Source organism: Enterobacter cloacae complex sp. OE43NF (genome assembly GCF_023544405.1).
Classification (GTDB): Bacteria; Pseudomonadota; Gammaproteobacteria; order Enterobacterales; family Enterobacteriaceae; genus Enterobacter; species Enterobacter cloacae.
This window is the reverse complement of sequence record NZ_JAMJFW010000063.1, coordinates 1-16,304: the sequence shown is the minus strand read 5'-3', so window position 1 is coordinate 16,304 and position 16,304 is coordinate 1. Positions and strand designations below refer to the sequence as shown.

Annotated in this window: 28 protein-coding genes, 1 tRNA gene and 2 pseudogenes; 14 read left to right on the top strand and 17 right to left on the bottom strand. The window is 53.0% G+C overall.

The window, feature by feature from the left end; genetic code table 11:
• Nucleotides 1-3: 3 nt before the first annotated feature.
• From M8370_RS21005 to M8370_RS20930, 17 genes and pseudogenes are all read right to left on the bottom strand, one after another.
• Nucleotides 4-79 (bottom strand) — tRNA-Arg (locus M8370_RS21005).
• An 89-nt stretch (nt 80-168) separates the two neighbouring features.
• Nucleotides 169-669 (bottom strand): antiterminator Q family protein, encoded by a 501-nt coding sequence (locus M8370_RS21000; RefSeq protein ID WP_045338844.1) that lies wholly within the window; start codon nt 667-669, stop codon nt 169-171.
• A complete protein-coding gene (locus M8370_RS20995; RefSeq protein WP_250021674.1) occupies nt 669-785 on the bottom strand; it encodes a PPVAKH motif-containing phage-derived small protein in 117 nt (38 codons plus the stop codon). The genes M8370_RS21000 and M8370_RS20995 overlap by 1 nt, the downstream gene beginning before the upstream one ends.
• Nucleotides 782-979, bottom strand: a complete 198-nt coding sequence (locus tag M8370_RS23675) for a Lar family restriction alleviation protein (protein WP_086581552.1) — start codon at nt 977-979, stop codon at nt 782-784. Before M8370_RS23675 ends, M8370_RS20995 begins: the two co-directional genes overlap by 4 nt.
• A complete protein-coding gene (locus M8370_RS20990) occupies nt 976-1,617 on the bottom strand; it encodes a recombination protein NinG (RefSeq protein WP_250021673.1) in 642 nt (213 codons plus the stop codon). The genes M8370_RS23675 and M8370_RS20990 overlap by 4 nt, the downstream gene beginning before the upstream one ends.
• The gene (locus tag M8370_RS20985) at nt 1,610-1,780 is read right to left on the bottom strand and encodes a NinE family protein (protein ID WP_126501617.1); all 171 of its coding nucleotides are present in this window, start codon (nt 1,778-1,780) and stop codon (nt 1,610-1,612) included. Before M8370_RS20985 ends, M8370_RS20990 begins: the two co-directional genes overlap by 8 nt.
• Nucleotides 1,773-2,222, bottom strand: coding sequence for a recombination protein NinB (locus M8370_RS20980; RefSeq protein ID WP_061093228.1), 450 nt, complete (start codon nt 2,220-2,222; stop codon nt 1,773-1,775). Before M8370_RS20980 ends, M8370_RS20985 begins: the two co-directional genes overlap by 8 nt.
• A gap of 246 nt (nt 2,223-2,468) precedes the next feature.
• A complete protein-coding gene (locus M8370_RS20975; RefSeq protein ID WP_125387033.1) occupies nt 2,469-2,711 on the bottom strand; it encodes a hypothetical protein in 243 nt (80 codons plus the stop codon).
• Complete coding sequence (locus tag M8370_RS20970) at nt 2,708-3,496, bottom strand: DUF551 domain-containing protein (protein WP_250021672.1); 789 nt, start codon at nt 3,494-3,496, stop codon at nt 2,708-2,710. Before M8370_RS20970 ends, M8370_RS20975 begins: the two co-directional genes overlap by 4 nt.
• Before the next feature lie 143 nt (nt 3,497-3,639).
• Nucleotides 3,640-3,972, bottom strand: a pseudogene (locus M8370_RS23670) (hypothetical protein); the annotation flags it as partial.
• Nucleotides 3,969-4,229: a DUF4752 family protein gene (locus M8370_RS20960; RefSeq protein WP_250021671.1), complete on the bottom strand. Its 261-nt coding sequence runs from the start codon at nt 4,227-4,229 to the stop codon at nt 3,969-3,971. The pseudogene M8370_RS23670 and the gene M8370_RS20960, both read right to left, overlap by 4 nt.
• Entirely contained in the window at nt 4,226-4,615 is a 390-nt protein-coding gene (locus M8370_RS20955; RefSeq protein WP_250021670.1) for a hypothetical protein, read from the bottom strand. The genes M8370_RS20960 and M8370_RS20955 overlap by 4 nt, the downstream gene beginning before the upstream one ends.
• Nucleotides 4,612-4,911 (bottom strand): hypothetical protein, encoded by a 300-nt coding sequence (locus M8370_RS20950; RefSeq protein ID WP_023303590.1) that lies wholly within the window; start codon nt 4,909-4,911, stop codon nt 4,612-4,614. Before M8370_RS20950 ends, M8370_RS20955 begins: the two co-directional genes overlap by 4 nt.
• A 1-nt stretch (nt 4,912) precedes the next feature.
• Entirely contained in the window at nt 4,913-5,602 is a 690-nt protein-coding gene (locus tag M8370_RS20945; protein ID WP_129318004.1) for a replication protein P, read from the bottom strand.
• On the bottom strand, nt 5,599-6,534 hold the full coding sequence (locus tag M8370_RS20940; protein ID WP_136779984.1) for a phage replication protein O: 936 nt from the start codon (nt 6,532-6,534) through the stop codon (nt 5,599-5,601). Before M8370_RS20940 ends, M8370_RS20945 begins: the two co-directional genes overlap by 4 nt.
• A 188-nt stretch (nt 6,535-6,722) precedes the next feature.
• Complete coding sequence (locus tag M8370_RS20935; RefSeq protein WP_250021669.1) at nt 6,723-7,241, bottom strand: toxin YdaT family protein; 519 nt, start codon at nt 7,239-7,241, stop codon at nt 6,723-6,725.
• A 77-nt stretch (nt 7,242-7,318) separates the two neighbouring features.
• Nucleotides 7,319-7,546 carry a hypothetical protein gene (locus tag M8370_RS20930; RefSeq protein WP_033817243.1) on the bottom strand — a complete coding sequence of 76 codons (228 nt, stop codon included), beginning with the start codon at nt 7,544-7,546 and terminating at the stop codon, nt 7,319-7,321.
• A 36-nt stretch (nt 7,547-7,582) separates the two neighbouring features.
• On the opposite strand from M8370_RS20930, the gene M8370_RS20925 reads away from it, so the two are divergent.
• The 14 genes and pseudogenes from M8370_RS20925 (at nt 7,583) to M8370_RS20860 (ending at nt 15,934) form a co-directional block, all read left to right on the top strand.
• On the top strand, nt 7,583-8,338 hold the full coding sequence (locus tag M8370_RS20925; protein ID WP_214585842.1) for a LexA family transcriptional regulator: 756 nt from the start codon (nt 7,583-7,585) through the stop codon (nt 8,336-8,338).
• 11 nt (nt 8,339-8,349) lie between these two features.
• The gene (locus tag M8370_RS20920; RefSeq protein WP_250021668.1) at nt 8,350-8,937 is read left to right on the top strand and encodes a hypothetical protein; all 588 of its coding nucleotides are present in this window, start codon (nt 8,350-8,352) and stop codon (nt 8,935-8,937) included.
• A 519-nt stretch (nt 8,938-9,456) separates the two neighbouring features.
• Entirely contained in the window at nt 9,457-9,768 is a 312-nt protein-coding gene (locus M8370_RS20915; RefSeq protein WP_049125729.1) for a hypothetical protein, read from the top strand.
• A gap of 37 nt (nt 9,769-9,805) precedes the next feature.
• Entirely contained in the window at nt 9,806-10,474 is a 669-nt protein-coding gene (locus tag M8370_RS20910; protein ID WP_250021667.1) for an Nmad5 family putative nucleotide modification protein, read from the top strand.
• Between the two features lie 289 nt (nt 10,475-10,763).
• Complete coding sequence (locus M8370_RS20905; protein ID WP_045307569.1) at nt 10,764-10,961, top strand: DUF1482 family protein; 198 nt, start codon at nt 10,764-10,766, stop codon at nt 10,959-10,961.
• 69 nt (nt 10,962-11,030) lie between these two features.
• On the top strand, nt 11,031-12,107 hold the full coding sequence (locus M8370_RS20900; protein WP_250021666.1) for a coiled-coil domain-containing protein: 1,077 nt from the start codon (nt 11,031-11,033) through the stop codon (nt 12,105-12,107).
• Nucleotides 12,108-12,114: 7 nt separating this feature from the next.
• The gene (gamL, locus tag M8370_RS20895; protein ID WP_250021665.1) at nt 12,115-12,399 is read left to right on the top strand and encodes a host nuclease inhibitor GamL; all 285 of its coding nucleotides are present in this window, start codon (nt 12,115-12,117) and stop codon (nt 12,397-12,399) included.
• An 18-nt stretch (nt 12,400-12,417) separates the two neighbouring features.
• On the top strand, nt 12,418-13,164 hold the full coding sequence (gene bet / locus M8370_RS20890; RefSeq protein ID WP_060614596.1) for a phage recombination protein Bet: 747 nt from the start codon (nt 12,418-12,420) through the stop codon (nt 13,162-13,164).
• Entirely contained in the window at nt 13,161-13,778 is a 618-nt protein-coding gene (locus M8370_RS20885; RefSeq protein WP_060614595.1) for a lambda exonuclease family protein, read from the top strand. Before bet ends, M8370_RS20885 begins: the two co-directional genes overlap by 4 nt.
• Entirely contained in the window at nt 13,775-14,203 is a 429-nt protein-coding gene (locus M8370_RS20880; RefSeq protein WP_250021664.1) for a regulator, read from the top strand. The genes M8370_RS20885 and M8370_RS20880 overlap by 4 nt, the downstream gene beginning before the upstream one ends.
• Nucleotides 14,200-14,367, top strand: coding sequence for a hypothetical protein (locus tag M8370_RS20875; RefSeq protein ID WP_164474822.1), 168 nt, complete (start codon nt 14,200-14,202; stop codon nt 14,365-14,367). Before M8370_RS20880 ends, M8370_RS20875 begins: the two co-directional genes overlap by 4 nt.
• Nucleotides 14,364-15,116: a hypothetical protein gene (locus tag M8370_RS20870; RefSeq protein ID WP_025760416.1), complete on the top strand. Its 753-nt coding sequence runs from the start codon at nt 14,364-14,366 to the stop codon at nt 15,114-15,116. The genes M8370_RS20875 and M8370_RS20870 overlap by 4 nt, the downstream gene beginning before the upstream one ends.
• Nucleotides 15,117-15,120: 4 nt before the next feature.
• A pseudogene (locus M8370_RS20865) lies at nt 15,121-15,773 on the top strand (MT-A70 family methyltransferase).
• A complete protein-coding gene (locus M8370_RS20860) occupies nt 15,710-15,934 on the top strand; it encodes a beta-sandwich lipoprotein (protein WP_250021675.1) in 225 nt (74 codons plus the stop codon). The pseudogene M8370_RS20865 and the gene M8370_RS20860 overlap by 64 nt, the downstream one beginning before the upstream one ends.
• Nucleotides 15,935-16,304 lie beyond the last annotated feature (370 nt).

Below are 16,304 nucleotides of genomic sequence, written 5' to 3'. Positions count from 1 at the left end.
AGATGGCTCGCCTGGCCGGATTCGAACCAGCGACCAACCGCTTAGAAGGCGGTTGCTCTTTCCTCTGAGCTACAGGCAAATAAAAAGCCCCGCACAATGGCGAGGCTTGGCATTCATTCATGTCACACACAACAACGGCAACATATACGATTTATTCTGCTCATTTGTTCATTGAAAAGCAAGCGTGTTGTGAGGCTTTTTTGCAATTTTCCTCACATTTTCGCGATTGTTAAACGCATTTTGAAGCGGTTGGTATAAACAGAACAATGAAGCATTGATGATTTGCTTCACCTCTCTACGGATTGTCGAGATGCTTGGGTGTTTGTACTGATTGCCGCCACGCGTCTTCATAAGGCGAGGCTTACTTACTGCATGCTGCCATGATGCAATTCGGATCTCGCTGGAGTTGCAGACGTAGTAGGCGAAGATAACCCGCCAGGCATTTTCATCCACATTCTTCAGGTAGTGGCGAATGACAGCATCAATGAGCATCCCGTCATCATCACTACATACCGGCCGTGATGCTTGCTGGGGCTCGACGGTAGCCATGAATCTGGCAATCATGTTGATCATCGCTTTATCAATCTTGCCGGTCTGGCACCATGCGCCCCACAACTGGAGCCACTGGTCTACCCATTGATGCTGGTCGTTGGTTAATTCCAGTTTCATTATGCGGCTTCCTTCTGTGGCTGGTTGGTTTTGGTCTGGCTGTGCTTTGCTATTGGCGGCATGCTGGCGCGCTTAACGCTTTCTTCCTCGTATCGGTCTATTTGCTCCCGTGTCATGATGGCCTCCGATTCCAGGCGCGGATTGCATCTCGCTTTGTAAGATAGGTATCAGTTATGGGCTTGATCAGGCACTGCTTGGTAGTGCATCCGGCGTAAACACCATCGCCATCTGCAATCAGTTCTGCATCACCACCACAGAATGGACAGTTCAGTAAAGAGGCCCAGTGCGGAAGTTTGAGGTCGTAAATCATGCGACCTCCTGCAGTTTCAATGCTTTCAACTTCGCGCGGTACTCATCGCGGATGCGGATGAAGTCTTCACGGCGGTAGTTAGTCATTTCGTGGGGGCCGTTGAGCCAGTCAACGTACTCCTGACCATATCGAGCGACCAGACCTGCTTCGTATTGCTGCGCGACCGTCGCCTCTTTGGCGGTGTACTTGCCTGCCCCGGCATTGCAGGGTTTGCACTGTTTATGGGCATTGCGCTCTTCAAAGCGCAGTTCAGGGTTAGCGCCGACCGTTTTGAAGTGGCCACAGTCCCACTGGCCGCCGTGCAGATCCGGGGGATTGGTCTCTCCGCAGCTGATGCATGGCAAATCGGCGTCGCGCGCACGGATGTAGGCGTTGAATGCCTGCTGAGCCTGCGCCTTGTAGTACCCGGCAGGCCGTAGCTCTGCCAGGCGTTCCTTGCGGCGTTTGCGCCCGGCCTTCTCTGCCTCTTTCTGCTCCTTGATGCGCTTAGCGGCGGCTTTCACCTTCTCCTTCTCGCGTTCTTCCATTGCGAGGATTGCGCCGTGCTCCGGGCTGCACCAGCGGATCCGGATGTCGTGGAATTTCGGCACGAAGTATTCACCGCATACTTTGCACTTACGGCGGGATGGTTTACGCATGGTTCCTCCGCGCTGCGAGACGCAGCCATTTCTGATCAACCAGGCGGGCGGTGTAGCCTTTCAAGGTCGGGATGTCTGACGGCTTAACCGCTGGCTTACGCTGGCGGCGTGCCGGAACGCGGAAGATGTGATTTGTGATGACGCGTGCGAGAGGATTACCCACGGGAAGTCCTCCACTCTTGCGCCCAGGCGATGCGCTTATTGGATGCTTCGGAGAACTTCACGCCGCGATCGGTACCGAACCAGTAAATCGCCTCGATGACATCGACCATGTAGCGCTTGCTGGATTTGGATGTGCGGACGCCGAAATAAACGCGACCGCCGTTGATGCCCGGCGCGGATTTCTGCTCCTGGTCCTGAGTCTGATTCACCAGAACGGTGATGAGGTCCTTCCACTCTTCGCGGGTCAACTTCTCGCCGTGCCAGACAACCTGGTCAGACAGGTCTTTCAGCAGCGGCCACATCAAACGATTTTGCTTGTCGGTGCGGGTCTCTTCCCGAGCCTCGACCACCATTGGCGCACGAGGGTTTACCGGTAGGGTGCGAATGTACGCGATGAGGTTGTCTTTAACGGTGTCGTTAACGATGCAGTAGTGCTGCTTCATACGCCACCTCCGAGAGGTAACGCAGAATGCAGAAAATCGCAGGTGCATTTCTGCATCTGTGACAAGGTGAGGAGTTCATATTGTGGTCGCATTTAAGTCCCCTTAAATGCGCAGAAGTCACCGGAGTTGTTCAGGCTCCGATGACATGATTATGGACGGTTGATTCAACAAAATCAACGCGAGAAAAAGGCCTCCGGAGAGGCCCTGGCTGTCGATATGGGGATTCCCATATCGCTTGTATGGCAGTTACACCAAATCGGGCAATTTGAAGCCTGCCATGTCTTCCGCCCGGATTGGAGGCGATAGGCAGTCAGCAAACACCAGGGTGCCATCGAGCAAAATCACGAAACCCCACCCCATAAACAGGTTGGCACTACACCAGTCAGCCTTTAGGGGCACATCTGGCATCTTGTCTGGAAAGACTGGGTAATGCTCAGCCAGCCACTCCATTGCGTCGCAGCGATTGAGAGTATATTTGTCGTACATCATGCCTCCTGCTGCGGTGCTGCTGGCAATGGCATCCAGTGGGTCACTCCATAACCATCCTCAAGCGGGAACACATTCACGGTCGCATTACCTCGCCTGAATGTTGAGCCGGTAAACTGGGCATCGTGGGTGCTTGGTGGAACAGTATCAGAATTGAAATTTATGAAAATAAGCACCCTATCATTCTTAGTCGGCATCCGATCACTGCACGGAATCCACCCCTGTACAGGCTCAGCACCCTGAAGCATGGCGGCGCGAATAGTTCTGGCGATGCGTTCACGTAGCTGCTGTGTGCCGTGGTACTCGACAGCGATATCGCGCAGCTCATTTACCAGCTCACGAATCTGATGGTCTTTCATTGCTGCCGACGCTGGCTGGGCTGCATAAAGCGCCTGACAACTCCACCCAGACCAATGAGCTCCTTCAGCTCTCTCATCATCTTCAGGCCTAACGAGAGATACTTCGCTTGGATGTTTCCTGTGTGACCACAGCCAGGCTACGGGTTCTGCTTTTGCTGGCGCTGGCGCTGGCGCTGGCGGGGCGGAGTAAAAATACTCATCCTCAATCCCATCAACGGGCTTTGAGAAGCCGATAAAATCACCATAATGCCAAGGATATGGGCCGTATGGTTCAGAGGTCACACGACGCCACCGGTGAATGGCAGGCTCCGCTTCGAGCGATGCCAGCGCGATACGCGCCAGCGAAGAAGCCTCACCGCATTGAACGTGGTCAGTTTCGATAATTTGCTGTAACTGCTCTTTGGTGAATTCTTTGGTAATAGTGCTCATGGGTTAGCCGCCAAATGAAATGTGAATGAAAGAAAATACCCAGAGTATGAATTCGATAACGCACCAACCCGCTACAGCGCAGACAAGTGCGAAAACGATAATTGCTGTATTAAAATCACCTGAACTAAACATGCTCACTCTCCTTTACCGGCTACGGCAGCGCGTTCACGCAGATCGCTTACATATTCAACCAGTGAACCGCCAGGAGGGATTTCACACTCTTCAACCAACTGGAAATAGATATCGGCTGCGGCACGCGTATTACTGTGCTTCGCGTCACCCATCTCTCCTTCACGAAGAGCATCGCGCTCGGCGGTAAGATTGGCTATTTGCACGTCTTTGGCGTCCAGCTCACCCATCAACGTCACCGCATCTAGAGCCATCTGCTGTATGATTTCAACGTCAGCGTGACCGAGGATGTAACCAGCTTTCAAATCGGCAACTGCTTGGACGGCATGTTTGTCGATGTTGCTCATTGGGCGGCTCCTTCTGTGCGATACATCATGATTGTCAGATCGCCTTTAGTCGCCAGACGCACCGTTGTTCCTGGTTCGATGCTGGACAGGTCAAACGCATCGTAAAATTCATTTACTGCCTTCTGTCTACGAGATAGCTTTCTACGCTTATCCCACTGCTTTAGCGCAATGGAGATAAACCATTGGCCCGTTTTGAACATGATGAATAACCACCCACTCAGAGCGAGGCCAGTATTTAGAATGTCCAGAATGCTCATGACTGCACTCCTTTGCGAAGCTGGGCGGCGAAGTCACCGCAAATAGTTGCCGCTGCATCAAGGCCGACCTGTTCGTCCTGATAGCAATTAACAATTGCATTGCTAATTTTCAGGCAAACTTCATCTACTGCGGCGGCCCGCACTTCAGCCAGGAAGGCGTCCGTAGCAGGAGTTTCGCGTTTCGATGGCAGGTATGTGCCAGGATGTTTCAGGTCGTACACTTCCCCAGCCAGCGCCGCGCATCTGGCTTCACCTTCAGCCACGCCAGCCTGGTACGCTTCGAACATGTGCTGCGTCATCTCGTACACAAAGCTTCTGTCGTCTTCCATCGCTGGCGAGCAGCCGTTGTTGTTCTTGGTAAACCACTCGATAAATTTCTGTTTCATACCCCTACTCTCCCCCAAACCATCAATACCCTTCTCATCGCCGGACTGTTGCGGCACTCCTGAAATATTCCGTTGGTGCAACTGCGAGCGGTACCAGCCTGCTCTTCCGGCGTGGCCAGGCGATAAGTCACCGTTCTCCAGACCTTGCTCACCCGGACAATCTTGCGGGCCCGCTCCAGATCGATGGCGTTCTTCGTGATGCAGTTGATGGTCATGCCGCACTCTGTGGCCACATCCTTCGCGGTGAAGGTCCGGTGCGTTTCGAGATAACGCAGAATTGCCTGTTTTCCTTTCATCTCACACCATCCCGTTCGACTTGTTGCGGTTGTACTTGGCCTGAAGCAGCTGGATCGGCGTTGGCCCATGCTCTGCGGCAGGCGCTGCAATTGCCCGGCGTACCGGCGGCACTGGTTTACCCTCGGTGACGCGCTTCTCCCACATGTCCAGCAGATCGCCCGCTTCGCGCGCCAACTCACCATGCGTTAACTGGCGCTCTGTGCTGCGGTGGCGCAGTTCAACGCAGATGTGGTACATGACCGGCTGCGACCAGGGGAAATGCTCACTGGAGGTGAATTCAAACGAACGGTTACGCCAGTCCCAGTATTCGGCGATCACCTGGTCAACGTTGACGCCCAGCGCGCCGCCGCTCTGCTTGCACCAGGCGACGAACTGGCCCGGCGACGGCAGGAATGGGCGCTCCTGGCGGCGGGCAATGCGCATACCGGCATCGACTTGCGCCATTGAGTGGATCCCGTTCTCTTGAAACGCCAGCAGCCACTGACGGCGGAATTCGTTCAGGTCGTCCTGGGTGCGGAAGTTCGCCATGCTGGCCGGGAACGCGGCACGCAGTTGGTTGAACAGCCCGTTGAACACTTGAGCCACCTGCTCGACCGGTGCGCGTTCCTGGTACTGCTCTGGCAGGTTATGAGCCATGCGGCTCATCTGCTCGCGGTCGTGGTTACGCATCTGCTCTGCAAGAGATTTCATCGAATCACCCCATAAGCCCAGTCAGTGTTGTTGAAGTCCAGATCCGGCTTAGCGGCGCGCTGCTCGCCACCAGCATTGCGCTGCATCGTCAGCTTGTCCCACTGCTTACGCAGGCTTTCCGGGCTCAGGATGTTGGTCTGCCAGAAGTGGTGTTTGCTTGCCCAGTCGTACAGCGCGCAGATGTCCTGGTGCGACCTGTTGTCTATCTGGCGCATCAGGCGAACGGTGTTAGACCAGGAGGTCATGTCCGGGGCTTTGCAGGTTGGGTTAATCAGCTTCACCCTGGTGGAAATCCACTGGGCAGTTTTGAGGTCTTCAGCCGATCCCCACTTAGCACCGGATGGTGTGTAAATCGCAGCTTCTGGATGAGCTGATAAAAATTTCTTGAGACGTGCGTCAGAGGATTCGTCAGAATTCTCGGACGATAAGTTATTTATATTCTTGTTATTACCTTCTTGTTCATGATGTGCGGGGAATTGTGCGGCCTTATGTGCGGTATACCCATCTGAACCCGCGCCGTTACTGGCTTCATCATGTGCGCCTGTATGTGCGGCTTTATGTGCGGGTAAATCGTCCATTTTTTGAGCATATTCGACGTAGTTCGTGATGGTGATCACCCTGCCTTTTCGCTTCTCTCCTTCGATGGAAATCATCCCTTCGCGGACGAAAACAGACAGCATTCTCTCCACTGCGTCGCGGCTTGTCGGGTTGCCCTGGCGGTCACACAACTGAAGGCCTAGATCCGCAGCAGTGACGACCAGTTGACCGGGTTGCAGAGGCCATTGCTTGCCCTTGAAGAATGCCGTGTATGGCTGTCTGGCTGCGTCAATGAGCAGGTTCTCCCACAGCGCGCGCAGGAAAACATCCTTAGCCCAGGACTTCTTCTTGATGCTCCGGTACAACGGGACGTAACCAGATTTCTGGTTCTCCATCCTGTTGCTCCTTGCGGCTGAGTGCGCCGCGAAATTTGCGTAAGCGACGTTCGACACAGTTAAACCTCCTGCGCCTGGCGTTTTGGATTAGCATTTGTCATAATGACCTCGCACTTGTTATCTGCATTTGCACCTGAAAGTCGGTTCTGTTCGCGCAGACCGGCTTTCGCCATTTTTGATACTTCCCATCACATAACTCCCGGCGCCATAGCGGCCAGACTTGTCACCACCGCAGCGATTGATTCAGTTGGCAGGAAGCGCAGCAGTGCTTCAGCAGCTTCTCTCACCTCTTTCTCAAGGCGTTGTATCGGCTGACCAAGTAACTTCGCCTGATGCGCTTCAGTGCACTCTTTCATGGCCTCGGCTATCAGTTCGGCCTCAGTCTTTGCGACAAGACCGAACTCTCTCGCCACTTTCTCGTTATCCCGAGCCATCACATCAACAATGACGGGGATCAATAGCATCAACCCCTTGTCGTTCTTCGGGCCCGGATCGTTAATCATCCGGAAGAAGTTCTGCTTCGTGTTGTGTTCAGAACCGGCCAGCAGCAATCCACGACCGCCGCGCGCCAGCCACTCCTTTGCTACCAGTTGCGAAATGTGAACCTGAGCCTGTCCGGGCGTTGCCTTCTGCCAGGCGCGAACAGCTTCGCGGATCCTGGTCAGCTTACTGTTATTGCGCGGAACGCTTTGATTTATCGAAATCATCGGATTCGCAGTGAATCCGTTATTCTCGTGATACGTAAGTGAATGCATTGCTTTCCCTTTCGTGGTTAGGGCCGCCGTTAAGCGGCTTTTGGTTTACTGATTTCAAGAATCTGGTTTTCGGTAAACTGACCACCAGATGCAGCTGCGATTTTGGACGCATAGCCTGTTTCGCCTGTGTAGTCGGTGCGCGGCAGGCAACCGCTATTAATCCACTTGTAAATAGCGCGGGGAGTGCGCCCGCAAGCCTTCGCCACCACCGGTACACGGATTTGTTTGATGATGTCGCCAAGGTTTTTAGGTTGCATTTGTTAACCCTCAAAATTGAACTGTAGGTACATATTATGTCGGAACTGATAGTTCACGCAAGTAATATTATGATTGAACCTATGGTTCAAGAAGAAAAAGCGCGTACAGAGTTTTCCCAACGGCTAGCGCTGGCCTGTGATAAAGCTGGTTTACCTGCTCATGGTCGTCAGGCTGAAATTGCAAAGCGAATGAAGCTAACACCAAAAGCAGTAAGCAAGTGGTTCAATGGGGAGGCTATTCCAAGACGTGGAAAGCTGCAGGAACTGGCGGCTATAATTGGCACATCCTCGTCTTACCTATTAGGCGATAGTGCAGCAGATGGCATATCTGAAGGGCATATGGCAATGAGGGACGATTCTTTCCGTGTAGACGTTTTTGATATTCAAGCTAGCGCTGGGCAAGGAATTCTTGTGCGAGATGAGTTCATTGAAACAATCCGATCCATAGAGTATTCAACCGAAGAGGCTCGCGCCGTATTTGGTGGGCGCCCAGCTGACCACATAAAAATGATTGCCGTGAATGGCGATTCTATGTCTGGCACGTTCGAGCCGAGAGACCAGATCTTCGTCGACGTGAGCATCGACTGCTTTGACGGTGACGGCATATACATTTTCGTTCTGGACAATGATCTCTACATAAAGCGCCTTCAAAAGCAGCACAAAAAATTAGCTGTGATTTCAGACAACAAAAAATATGAGACCTGGTATATCGAGGATGGTGATTTTTCATCTCTCCGGATCTGTGCGAAGGTCCTGGTAAGCCAATCCAGAGCATATAGATTTCATAGCTGAGGAAGTTAAGCATGGAAGCAATTAAGGTTAAAGATCTTAGTGATGGAAGCGTTTTGTACGAGCTTGGCGACCACTTCATCACCTGCAAATTAAGCCACGATAAACGTTGGCAACTAGGTGCTTTCAAACGTGATGAAAGCAAGCTCAGAGATGACACTCTGGCGGTTTTGAAGAATGAAAAATTCATGTTTATGGTTAAGCTCGGCGGACAGCTTTCTCCCAAGCCTCAATGCATAGCTGTTAACGGGCGATTTTTATTTTCTGTCCATACCGGAAAAGACAACAACATGGCTGCAGCCATAGTCATGGATAACACCGGGAAAGAGTTATTCAAGATAGGAACTTCCACTCACCTCATCAGTTCGGTCATATCTGAATTTGGGCGCTACATCGCCCTATCGTTTGCCGGTAGCAAAAACAAAGATGATTTTTACGCGCACCGGCTTGAGGTCATAAACATTGATACCGGAGAGGTGTTGATGTCCGTTATCAAAACAGACTTCCTTCGATACGCTGAACTTTCAGTTGTTGAGCCAGACGGTGGACTTTTCGCAACTTTCAATGGTCGCACAAGACTAGTAGATGTGACGAACCTCTAAAATATCCAATCCGCACTCTCCTCCAGATATTCCCCACAAAAAATTTCTAAAAATTATTTCTCCTTAAAGTTCATAAACATACTTTCATATGAACTTTTCATTCACTTTAAATGTACTTTTGGTACTTTACATGAATGAACTATTGGTACATTATCCACCCATCGAAACGAAACATCGACAGCTGAGCGAAGTTAGCCAGCGGCGGACAGCAAGTCGCCTGCTTTTTAACAACATGCAGATTTACAGCGTCAATGACCTGTTATGACCCCTACACGTAAACGTGCTGTATCACCGGGTGCGATCCGGTCGGTGAGAGAGTATCCCCGCGCGAGAGCGAGAACGGCGTGAGAACGGGCAACACTGGCAGGGAGTTGGCGCTGACCAATACAGGGAATGTTTTGGGGTGTGGTCAGTGAGAACGGCCTAATCGTGAAGAGGGCCCGGCTCATGCGGCTGGTTACCGCCCACACCACCAAAGCATTTCACAGCGCGTTAATAACAACTTATTGAGGTGAGGCAATGGCACTTGACCACGGCATGTTAAACGTCCCGCTGGATAAGCGCGGCAACTTCCAGAAGGAGCTGGATGACCACCTTGCTTCAGAGCAGAAGCGTAAGAAGAAGCAATTTCAGGATGCGAAGTTTCTGAATGAGCAGGCCAGAAAGGAAGCATGGCGGCTTTACGCACAAATAGATGAGGTGCTTCTTTCAGCTGAGGCACAGCGTCGCGGGATGAAGATGCGTGAGCTGAGAGAGGTAATCAGGGGGCTTTGCAACGACAGGCCGAAAGCAGCGCTGAAGGTGCTGGATATGTTTGTTAAGGTCGCTTAGGCGGCCTTTTTTGCGGGTAACTACAGAGGGTAAGTCAATGATTCGTCTTAACAACGAAATTAAAAATCAGCTATGCCATAACCTGCTTCTCGCATCCCCATTGTTTGAGAAAGCGAAAGCTGCGGTTAATGAGAGGGCGAAAATTGTTGAAGAAATTCGACAAGCATTGCTCAAGCAGGAAAACACTAGCGATGAGCAAATAACTAAGGCTCGGGAAGATTTCAAAGATAACTCCTTCATCAAGATGCAGGTCGGCGCTAAAACTGCAATTTTAAAGGTCATTATTAATGGTGAGTATCACGAATTAGCCAGGAACGGTTTGGATCATCGCTATCGCCACCGTGGAAAACATATTGGTAAGCACGATCTTGAAAGCGACCTGTTCTTCGGAACTTCCTTCGCGCCTGTAATTGATTCGGGTTTCGTTCCTGAAAGTTACAGCACGCTGAAGAAAGTTGGAAAATTACACGACAGACTCACTGAATCGACGGTAACCATCAACGTTCTTTACGATGAAGTTGATGCCTTCAAATTGCAGGTTAAAGGTGCTCTAACCAAAGTCTCAACTGTTAAAAAACTGGCTGAGATGTGGCCTGAGGCAGTGCCATATTTGCCTGAGGTGGAACGCCGTGAAGCGACCAGCACCGCACTTGCCATTCCCGTTGAAACGCTAAACGCCCTTTGCGGCATACCAAAGAATGAATGACCCGCTCCGGCGGGTTTTTTAATGCCTCATACCTCAGTCGCTTCACCGAGGCGGCTCAGTTATGAAACCGGCGGCCATCCACCGCCCATTGAAACACAGAAAAATGCGTTGAAGTCTTGTATTAACCGTTCCGTTCGCCGCGATAAGGCCAAGAGGAAATCATGGTAAACCAGCAGCAGATCAGAGAGGCCCAACGGCTCGCGTCGTTCGCGGTACTCCATCGCAATGCTCCGGCGTGGGAAGAAGCAAAGCGCCTTTACGCCGTCGCCATCGGGAGGACTCTTCACTGATGGAAACTTTATTCGCGCTCGTCCTGACCGTGGCAATGACCAACGGTGATTATCAGGATGTGATTCTCGGGGTTTATGACAGCCCGCAGGAATGCAGCCAGGCAGCTACAGAACAGAAAGTAACAGCTGAATGCTGGCCGGTAGAAAGCATCCTCCGCAACGGCGAGTTCCCGGCGAAATCCATCGCGCAGCAGTAACCACCCTATTCAACAGATCGGCCTGGCTTATGCGGGCGGGATCTGCACATCCAAATTTCAGGAGAAACCATGAGCGAAGTAACGGATTTAGTCGTCATTGAGAAACAGAACGCAATGGCGGTATTCACCACCAAAGAGCAGCTCGACCCGATTATTGAGGCGATCGAGAAAGAAGCTCGCAGCCTGGTACCGGATGTGTCGACCCGCAAAGGCCGCGACGCTATCGCATCCATGGCACATAAGGTTGCCCGTTCCAAAACCTACATCGACAACGCGGGCAAGGATCTGGTTGCTGAGCTTAAAGCCCTGCCTAAGCAGATCGACGAAAGCCGCCGCATTGTTCGTGAGCGACTTGACGCGCTGAAGGATGAGGTGCGCAAACCACTCACTGAATGGGAAAACGCCGAGGCGGAAAGAAAGGGCGCATTGCAGCAGCGACTTGGTGATCTGCGATCCCTGGCTGATGTGATTGATAGCGTGGGTAGCTACCTGCCGTCAGTTGAAATTCAGCAGCGCATTGAGTCAGCAAAAGCTGTTGCACTTGATGACAGCTGGCAGGAATTAGCAGCTGAAGCTGGAGTGGCTAAAGACACCACCATCCAACAGCTTGAAGCTGCCCTGATCGTCGCAAAGCAGCGTGAGCATGAAGCAGCAGAGCTTGAGCGCCTTCGTAAAGAAGCGGAAGAAAAAGCTCGACTGGAACGCGAGGAAAATATTCGCCGGGAAGCGGCAGAACAGGCTCGTCGTGATGCAGAGCAAAATGCGAAGGCTGAACTCGAAGCCGCAGCACGCCGCGAAGCTGAGGAGAAAGCGCGTGCTGAAGCTGCGGAGCGCCAGCGCATAGAAGCGGAACAGCGTGCGGCACGTGAGAAGCAGGAAGCAGAAGCCCGGGCAGAACGCGAAAAAGCCGCGGCAGTGGAAGCTGAGCGCCTCAAGGCAAAACATGCAGAAGAAGCCCGCCTGGCCGAAGAGAAGCGCAAAGCTGAAGAAGAAGCGCGCCGCGCCGCAGACAAAGAGCACCGCCGCACCATCAACCGTCGCGTCATCGCCGACCTTATAGCTCAGGGTATCCCCGAAGAATTCGCGCAGAAAGCAATGCTGGCTATCGCTGGCGGAAAAGTGCAGGACGCGCACATCAAATATTGAGGCAACCATGAACGCATACCTCACTTACGACCGCATCGAAGATCGGCGCTGGGTTGAGCAGCAGCTCACCGACGAGAAGGAGAAGTGGATCGACGACAGGGCGCAGCAAATCATCAACATGATGCCAAAAGAGCCGTCCAGCCTCTTCCACTTCACGATCCCGATTGACTCCAGCCCATACGAAGGACTTCGCAGCGATAAAGCTGGCGAGGCTTACAACGATTTCATTTCGGAAGTTGCTTACGCCCAGGCGGAATACGACTGGGAACACCGTACCGGCTGCCCGTTTTAATTTTTGAGGGATTTAACAATGAGTACTGCACTTTCCACCATGGCCGGGAAACTGGCCGCACGCCTCGGTATGGATGCCGGTACAGACCTGATGAATACGCTGAAGAACACAGCATTCAAAGGTGGCAACGTCACGGACGAGCAATTTACAGCTCTGTTGATCGTCGCCAACCAATACGGCCTGAACCCATGGACCAAAGAGATTTATGCCTTCCCAGATAAAGGCGGGATTGTCCCGGTCGTCGGCGTTGATGGATGGGCCCGCATTATCAACGAACATCCGCAGTTCGACGGCATGGAGTTCTCTTACGACAAAGAAGAAGGCGCGTGCACCTGCAAGATTTACCGCAAAGACCGTAAGCACCCGACCATTGTCACTGAGTACATGGGAGAGTGTAAACGCAACACTCAGCCATGGCAGTCCCACCCTACCCGCATGCTTCGCCACAAGACGCTTATCCAGTGCGCGCGGCTGGCCTTTGGTTTCGCTGGCATCTTCGACCAGGACGAGGCAGAGCGAGTGATTGAAGGAACAACGGCAGAGGTTCATGCGGGCCATGAATCAGATAGCCGTCGCCCGGATCTGATCGCAAAAGGTGAGTCCGCCGCGCGCCTTGGAACCGTTAAGTATCAGGAGTTCTGGGTGGCGCTGAGCGCTGAAGAGAAGCAGGTGATCGGCGCAGTTGAGAAGCGACGTATGTATGACATGAGTCTTGCTGTCGACAACGCCGAACCTGTCAATGTCGCAGAGATGGAGGCTGAATGATGGAGCAACGCACCCCTGAATGGTTTGCTGCGCGCTGCGGCAAGGTCACAGCGAGTCGCCTGGCTGATGTCATGGCCCGGACTAAGTCGGGCTACTCCACCAGCCGCCAGAACTACATGGCCGAGCTGATTTGCCAACGGCTGACCGGGAAGCTGGAGGAAGGGTTTTCGAATGCCGCGATGATGCGCGGCACTGAACTTGAGCCAGTGGCGCGCGAAATGTACGCCCTGAATGAGTTCGATGCGGCAATCACTGAAGTTGGACTCATCGATCACCCAACCATACCCGGATTCGCAGCCAGCCCGGACGGACTTGTCAACGACGACGGGCTTATCGAAATCAAGTGCCCCAACACCTGGACCCATCTTGAAACGCTGAAAACTGGCGAGCCAAAGCGCCAGTACATGCTGCAAATGCATGCGCAGATGATGTGCACCGGGCGGAAATGGTGTGATTTCGTTAGTTTCGATGATCGCCTGCCGCCTGACCTCGCCTATTTCAAGAAGCGAATTCATTTCGATGAAGAGCTGGCGCGCGAAATCGAGTCTGAGGTTAAGAGCTTCCTTGCAGATCTGGAATCGGAAATTCTGAAAATTACAGAGCGTGCAGCATGAAACGCACACCATTTTACCGCCGGCCCGGGCGAACCGGGCAATTCTCCGGCCTCCGTGAGCGCGTTATCTGGATGATTCAGACGCGCGGCCGGCCGGTAACCGGCAGAGAAATCGCTGAGAAATTCGGCGTAACTCTCATCGAGTTTAACCGGGTGGCCAATGGCATTACCCGCGGCTCCGGGCAGATAGCGAAGATAGTTGAATCGGAGAAATGGCTCAATGAGGACGCCATCTGTGACCGGACATTTAGCCTCGCGACGAAACCGAAGGTTGTAACGCCGCAGGGTAAATCTCGGCTGTTCACCCGGCGCGCCATTGAGCAATCGCAGGAAGGTAGACGGCAGGAATGCATTGAACGTGCCGCCCGTCGTAGCCGCCTGATTGCACAGGGCCTCTACATCGACGAAATGGAGTCAGTGCTATGAAAGCATGGTCACTCGAAGAGCTGGCGCTGCTGTGGCGGCACTCAAACGCTGAAGTTGCAGAGATTACTGGCCGCAGCATTGAAGAGGTCGGAGATAAGCGGCTGCAAACCAATAATGAGCGTAATGGCTGGGATGTTAACGATCCGGAGCGGGAGGGTGCATGATCCACTTTCACGGCGGACCGATTACGCCGGACACATGCGCGCTGAAGGCATGGAAAGGCAGACACGCCTTCATCTCCTTCGCTAACCCAGGCCAATTAGCTCTGGCCAGCGAAGTCACCCAGTCTTTCGCGCTGGATAACGGCGCATTCAGCTTCTGGACGAAAAAGCGCGTTGTTAACTGGAATGACTACTACGCGTTTGTAGGTCGCTGGATGAATCACCCTCGCTTTGCTTTTGCTGTTATCCCTGACGTGATTGGCGGAACCAGTGAAGAGAACGATGCGTTAATCGCCGAGTGGCCGCACGGCAAAGTAGTCGGCGCTCCTGTGTGGCACATGAACGAGCCCGATGAACGTTTCTTCCGCCTGTGTCGGGAATTTCCGCGCGTATGCATCGGTAGCATGGGTGAATACGACGCGAAGCGCCCGCGCTCATGTCGGGCAAAGTTACGCGATCTCATCCGTCACGTTGTCGACATAAACGGTTATCCGATAACAAAGCTTCACGGCCTGCGCATGCTGAACGCCGATATCTTCCGCCATATCCCGCTGTCGTCAGCCGACAGCACTAATGTGGCGCGCAACATCGGAATCGACAAGGCGTGGGATAAATCAGCCTACGCGCCAGCCAGCAAAGAAACCCGCGCGGCAGTGCTGGTAGAACGCATTGAAGCCTATAACTCTGCAAGTTCGCTGAATTACGACGCAGAACGCGATCGGTTCACGCCACAACTTGCTTTCGAGGTGTAATTCCATGACCGGAAAATACTCTCTTATCTACGCAGATCCGCCCTGGTCTTACGGCAACACCATCAGCAACGGGGCCGCTTCCGATCACTACTCCACCATGAAGCTCATCGACATCAAGCGCCTTCCGGTTTGGGAACTTGCTACCGAAAACGCGGTGCTGGCGATGTGGTACACCGGCACGCATAACCAGGAGGCTATCGAACTTGCCGAGGCTTGGGGCTTCACCGTTCGCACGATGAAGGGCTTTACCTGGGTGAAGCTGAATCAGAACGCCGAGCTGCGCATCAACAAGGCGCTGGCTGAGGGTGAGGTCACCGACTTTTACGACTTCCTCGATCTGCTTAACGCCGAGACTCGCATGAATGGCGGCAACCACACCCGGGCCAATACCGAAGACTTGCTGATTGCAACCCGCGGCGCCGGGCTGGAACGAAAGCATGCCGGGATTAAACAGGTGGTCTACAGCCCGCTCGGAGCACACAGCGAAAAGCCGTGGGAAGTTCGCCACCGGCTGGAGCTGCTTTACGGCGATGTACCGCGCATTGAGTTATTCAGCCGCAGCGCAGCGACAGGCTGGCATCACCGGGGAATTCATGCTGGAGATTACCGGGCTGTGCTCGAAAGATAATTCCAGCACCGATCGCACCCTGGGCGTAATCTGCAAGACCGGCCCGAACACATTTAAGAAACACATGCTCGGCCTGTCAGATAACGTCACCTGGTTTATGGAAGACCTGAGCGGAACGAACGCCAGCGTGAATCACTACCGTGTGACCTTCAAACCGTCGGTGATCATCCCCGACATCGATATCCGCTAAATTTCCACAGACCCGCCAAGTGCGGGTTTCTTTTTGCCTGGCTTCCAGGTTCGATTCCCAAGCGCGAGACCAAACCTATGCGAGAACTCCGAGACGACTCACTCATTGACATGAAGTTTATGATGGGAGATGCTGGTTTCACTGACCGGTACTTCTATAAACAAATCCAGAAGGGAAACCTCCCACCTCCGATCAAGTACGGCAGATCCTCACGCTGGCTTTATGCCGATTATCTCAAGTGAAAAACCACGCTCTTCCCCCAGTTGAAAATGCATCGTGAACACCCTTTGCGGGCATAACAGCGGGCACAATTTTCTTCACATCAAAAATTCCTTATAAATCCCCTGCACTTATCTAACTCATTAGATGT

Coding starts and splice junctions, on each gene's coding strand:
- M8370_RS20935 (WP_250021669.1), bottom strand. CDS start 7,241: ATGATTTCGATAAATCAAAGCGTTCCGCGCAATAACAGTAAGCTGACC.
- M8370_RS20950 (WP_023303590.1), bottom strand. CDS start 4,911: ATGAAAGGAAAACAGGCAATTCTGCGTTATCTCGAAACGCACCGGACC.
- M8370_RS20945 (WP_129318004.1), bottom strand. CDS start 5,602: ATGAAATCTCTTGCAGAGCAGATGCGTAACCACGACCGCGAGCAGATG.
- M8370_RS20870 (WP_025760416.1), top strand. CDS start 14,364: ATGATCCACTTTCACGGCGGACCGATTACGCCGGACACATGCGCGCTG.
- gamL (WP_250021665.1), top strand. CDS start 12,115: ATGAACGCATACCTCACTTACGACCGCATCGAAGATCGGCGCTGGGTT.
- M8370_RS20930 (WP_033817243.1), bottom strand. CDS start 7,546: ATGCAACCTAAAAACCTTGGCGACATCATCAAACAAATCCGTGTACCG.
- M8370_RS20975 (WP_125387033.1), bottom strand. CDS start 2,711: ATGATGTACGACAAATATACTCTCAATCGCTGCGACGCAATGGAGTGG.
- M8370_RS20910 (WP_250021667.1), top strand. CDS start 9,806: ATGATTCGTCTTAACAACGAAATTAAAAATCAGCTATGCCATAACCTG.
- M8370_RS20995 (WP_250021674.1), bottom strand. CDS start 785: ATGACACGGGAGCAAATAGACCGATACGAGGAAGAAAGCGTTAAGCGC.
- M8370_RS20900 (WP_250021666.1), top strand. CDS start 11,031: ATGAGCGAAGTAACGGATTTAGTCGTCATTGAGAAACAGAACGCAATG.
- M8370_RS20970 (WP_250021672.1), bottom strand. CDS start 3,496: ATGAGCACTATTACCAAAGAATTCACCAAAGAGCAGTTACAGCAAATT.
- M8370_RS20920 (WP_250021668.1), top strand. CDS start 8,350: ATGGAAGCAATTAAGGTTAAAGATCTTAGTGATGGAAGCGTTTTGTAC.
- M8370_RS20990 (WP_250021673.1), bottom strand. CDS start 1,617: ATGCGTAAACCATCCCGCCGTAAGTGCAAAGTATGCGGTGAATACTTC.
- M8370_RS20925 (WP_214585842.1), top strand. CDS start 7,583: ATGTCGGAACTGATAGTTCACGCAAGTAATATTATGATTGAACCTATG.
- M8370_RS20960 (WP_250021671.1), bottom strand. CDS start 4,229: ATGAGCATTCTGGACATTCTAAATACTGGCCTCGCTCTGAGTGGGTGG.
- M8370_RS20875 (WP_164474822.1), top strand. CDS start 14,200: ATGAAAGCATGGTCACTCGAAGAGCTGGCGCTGCTGTGGCGGCACTCA.
- M8370_RS20905 (WP_045307569.1), top strand. CDS start 10,764: ATGGAAACTTTATTCGCGCTCGTCCTGACCGTGGCAATGACCAACGGT.
- M8370_RS20940 (WP_136779984.1), bottom strand. CDS start 6,534: ATGGAGAACCAGAAATCTGGTTACGTCCCGTTGTACCGGAGCATCAAG.
- M8370_RS20915 (WP_049125729.1), top strand. CDS start 9,457: ATGGCACTTGACCACGGCATGTTAAACGTCCCGCTGGATAAGCGCGGC.
- M8370_RS20880 (WP_250021664.1), top strand. CDS start 13,775: ATGAAACGCACACCATTTTACCGCCGGCCCGGGCGAACCGGGCAATTC.
- M8370_RS20885 (WP_060614595.1), top strand. CDS start 13,161: ATGATGGAGCAACGCACCCCTGAATGGTTTGCTGCGCGCTGCGGCAAG.
- M8370_RS20980 (WP_061093228.1), bottom strand. CDS start 2,222: ATGAAGCAGCACTACTGCATCGTTAACGACACCGTTAAAGACAACCTC.
- M8370_RS20860 (WP_250021675.1), top strand. CDS start 15,710: ATGCTGGAGATTACCGGGCTGTGCTCGAAAGATAATTCCAGCACCGAT.
- M8370_RS20955 (WP_250021670.1), bottom strand. CDS start 4,615: ATGAAACAGAAATTTATCGAGTGGTTTACCAAGAACAACAACGGCTGC.
- M8370_RS21000 (WP_045338844.1), bottom strand. CDS start 669: ATGAAACTGGAATTAACCAACGACCAGCATCAATGGGTAGACCAGTGG.
- M8370_RS23675 (WP_086581552.1), bottom strand. CDS start 979: ATGATTTACGACCTCAAACTTCCGCACTGGGCCTCTTTACTGAACTGT.
- bet (WP_060614596.1), top strand. CDS start 12,418: ATGAGTACTGCACTTTCCACCATGGCCGGGAAACTGGCCGCACGCCTC.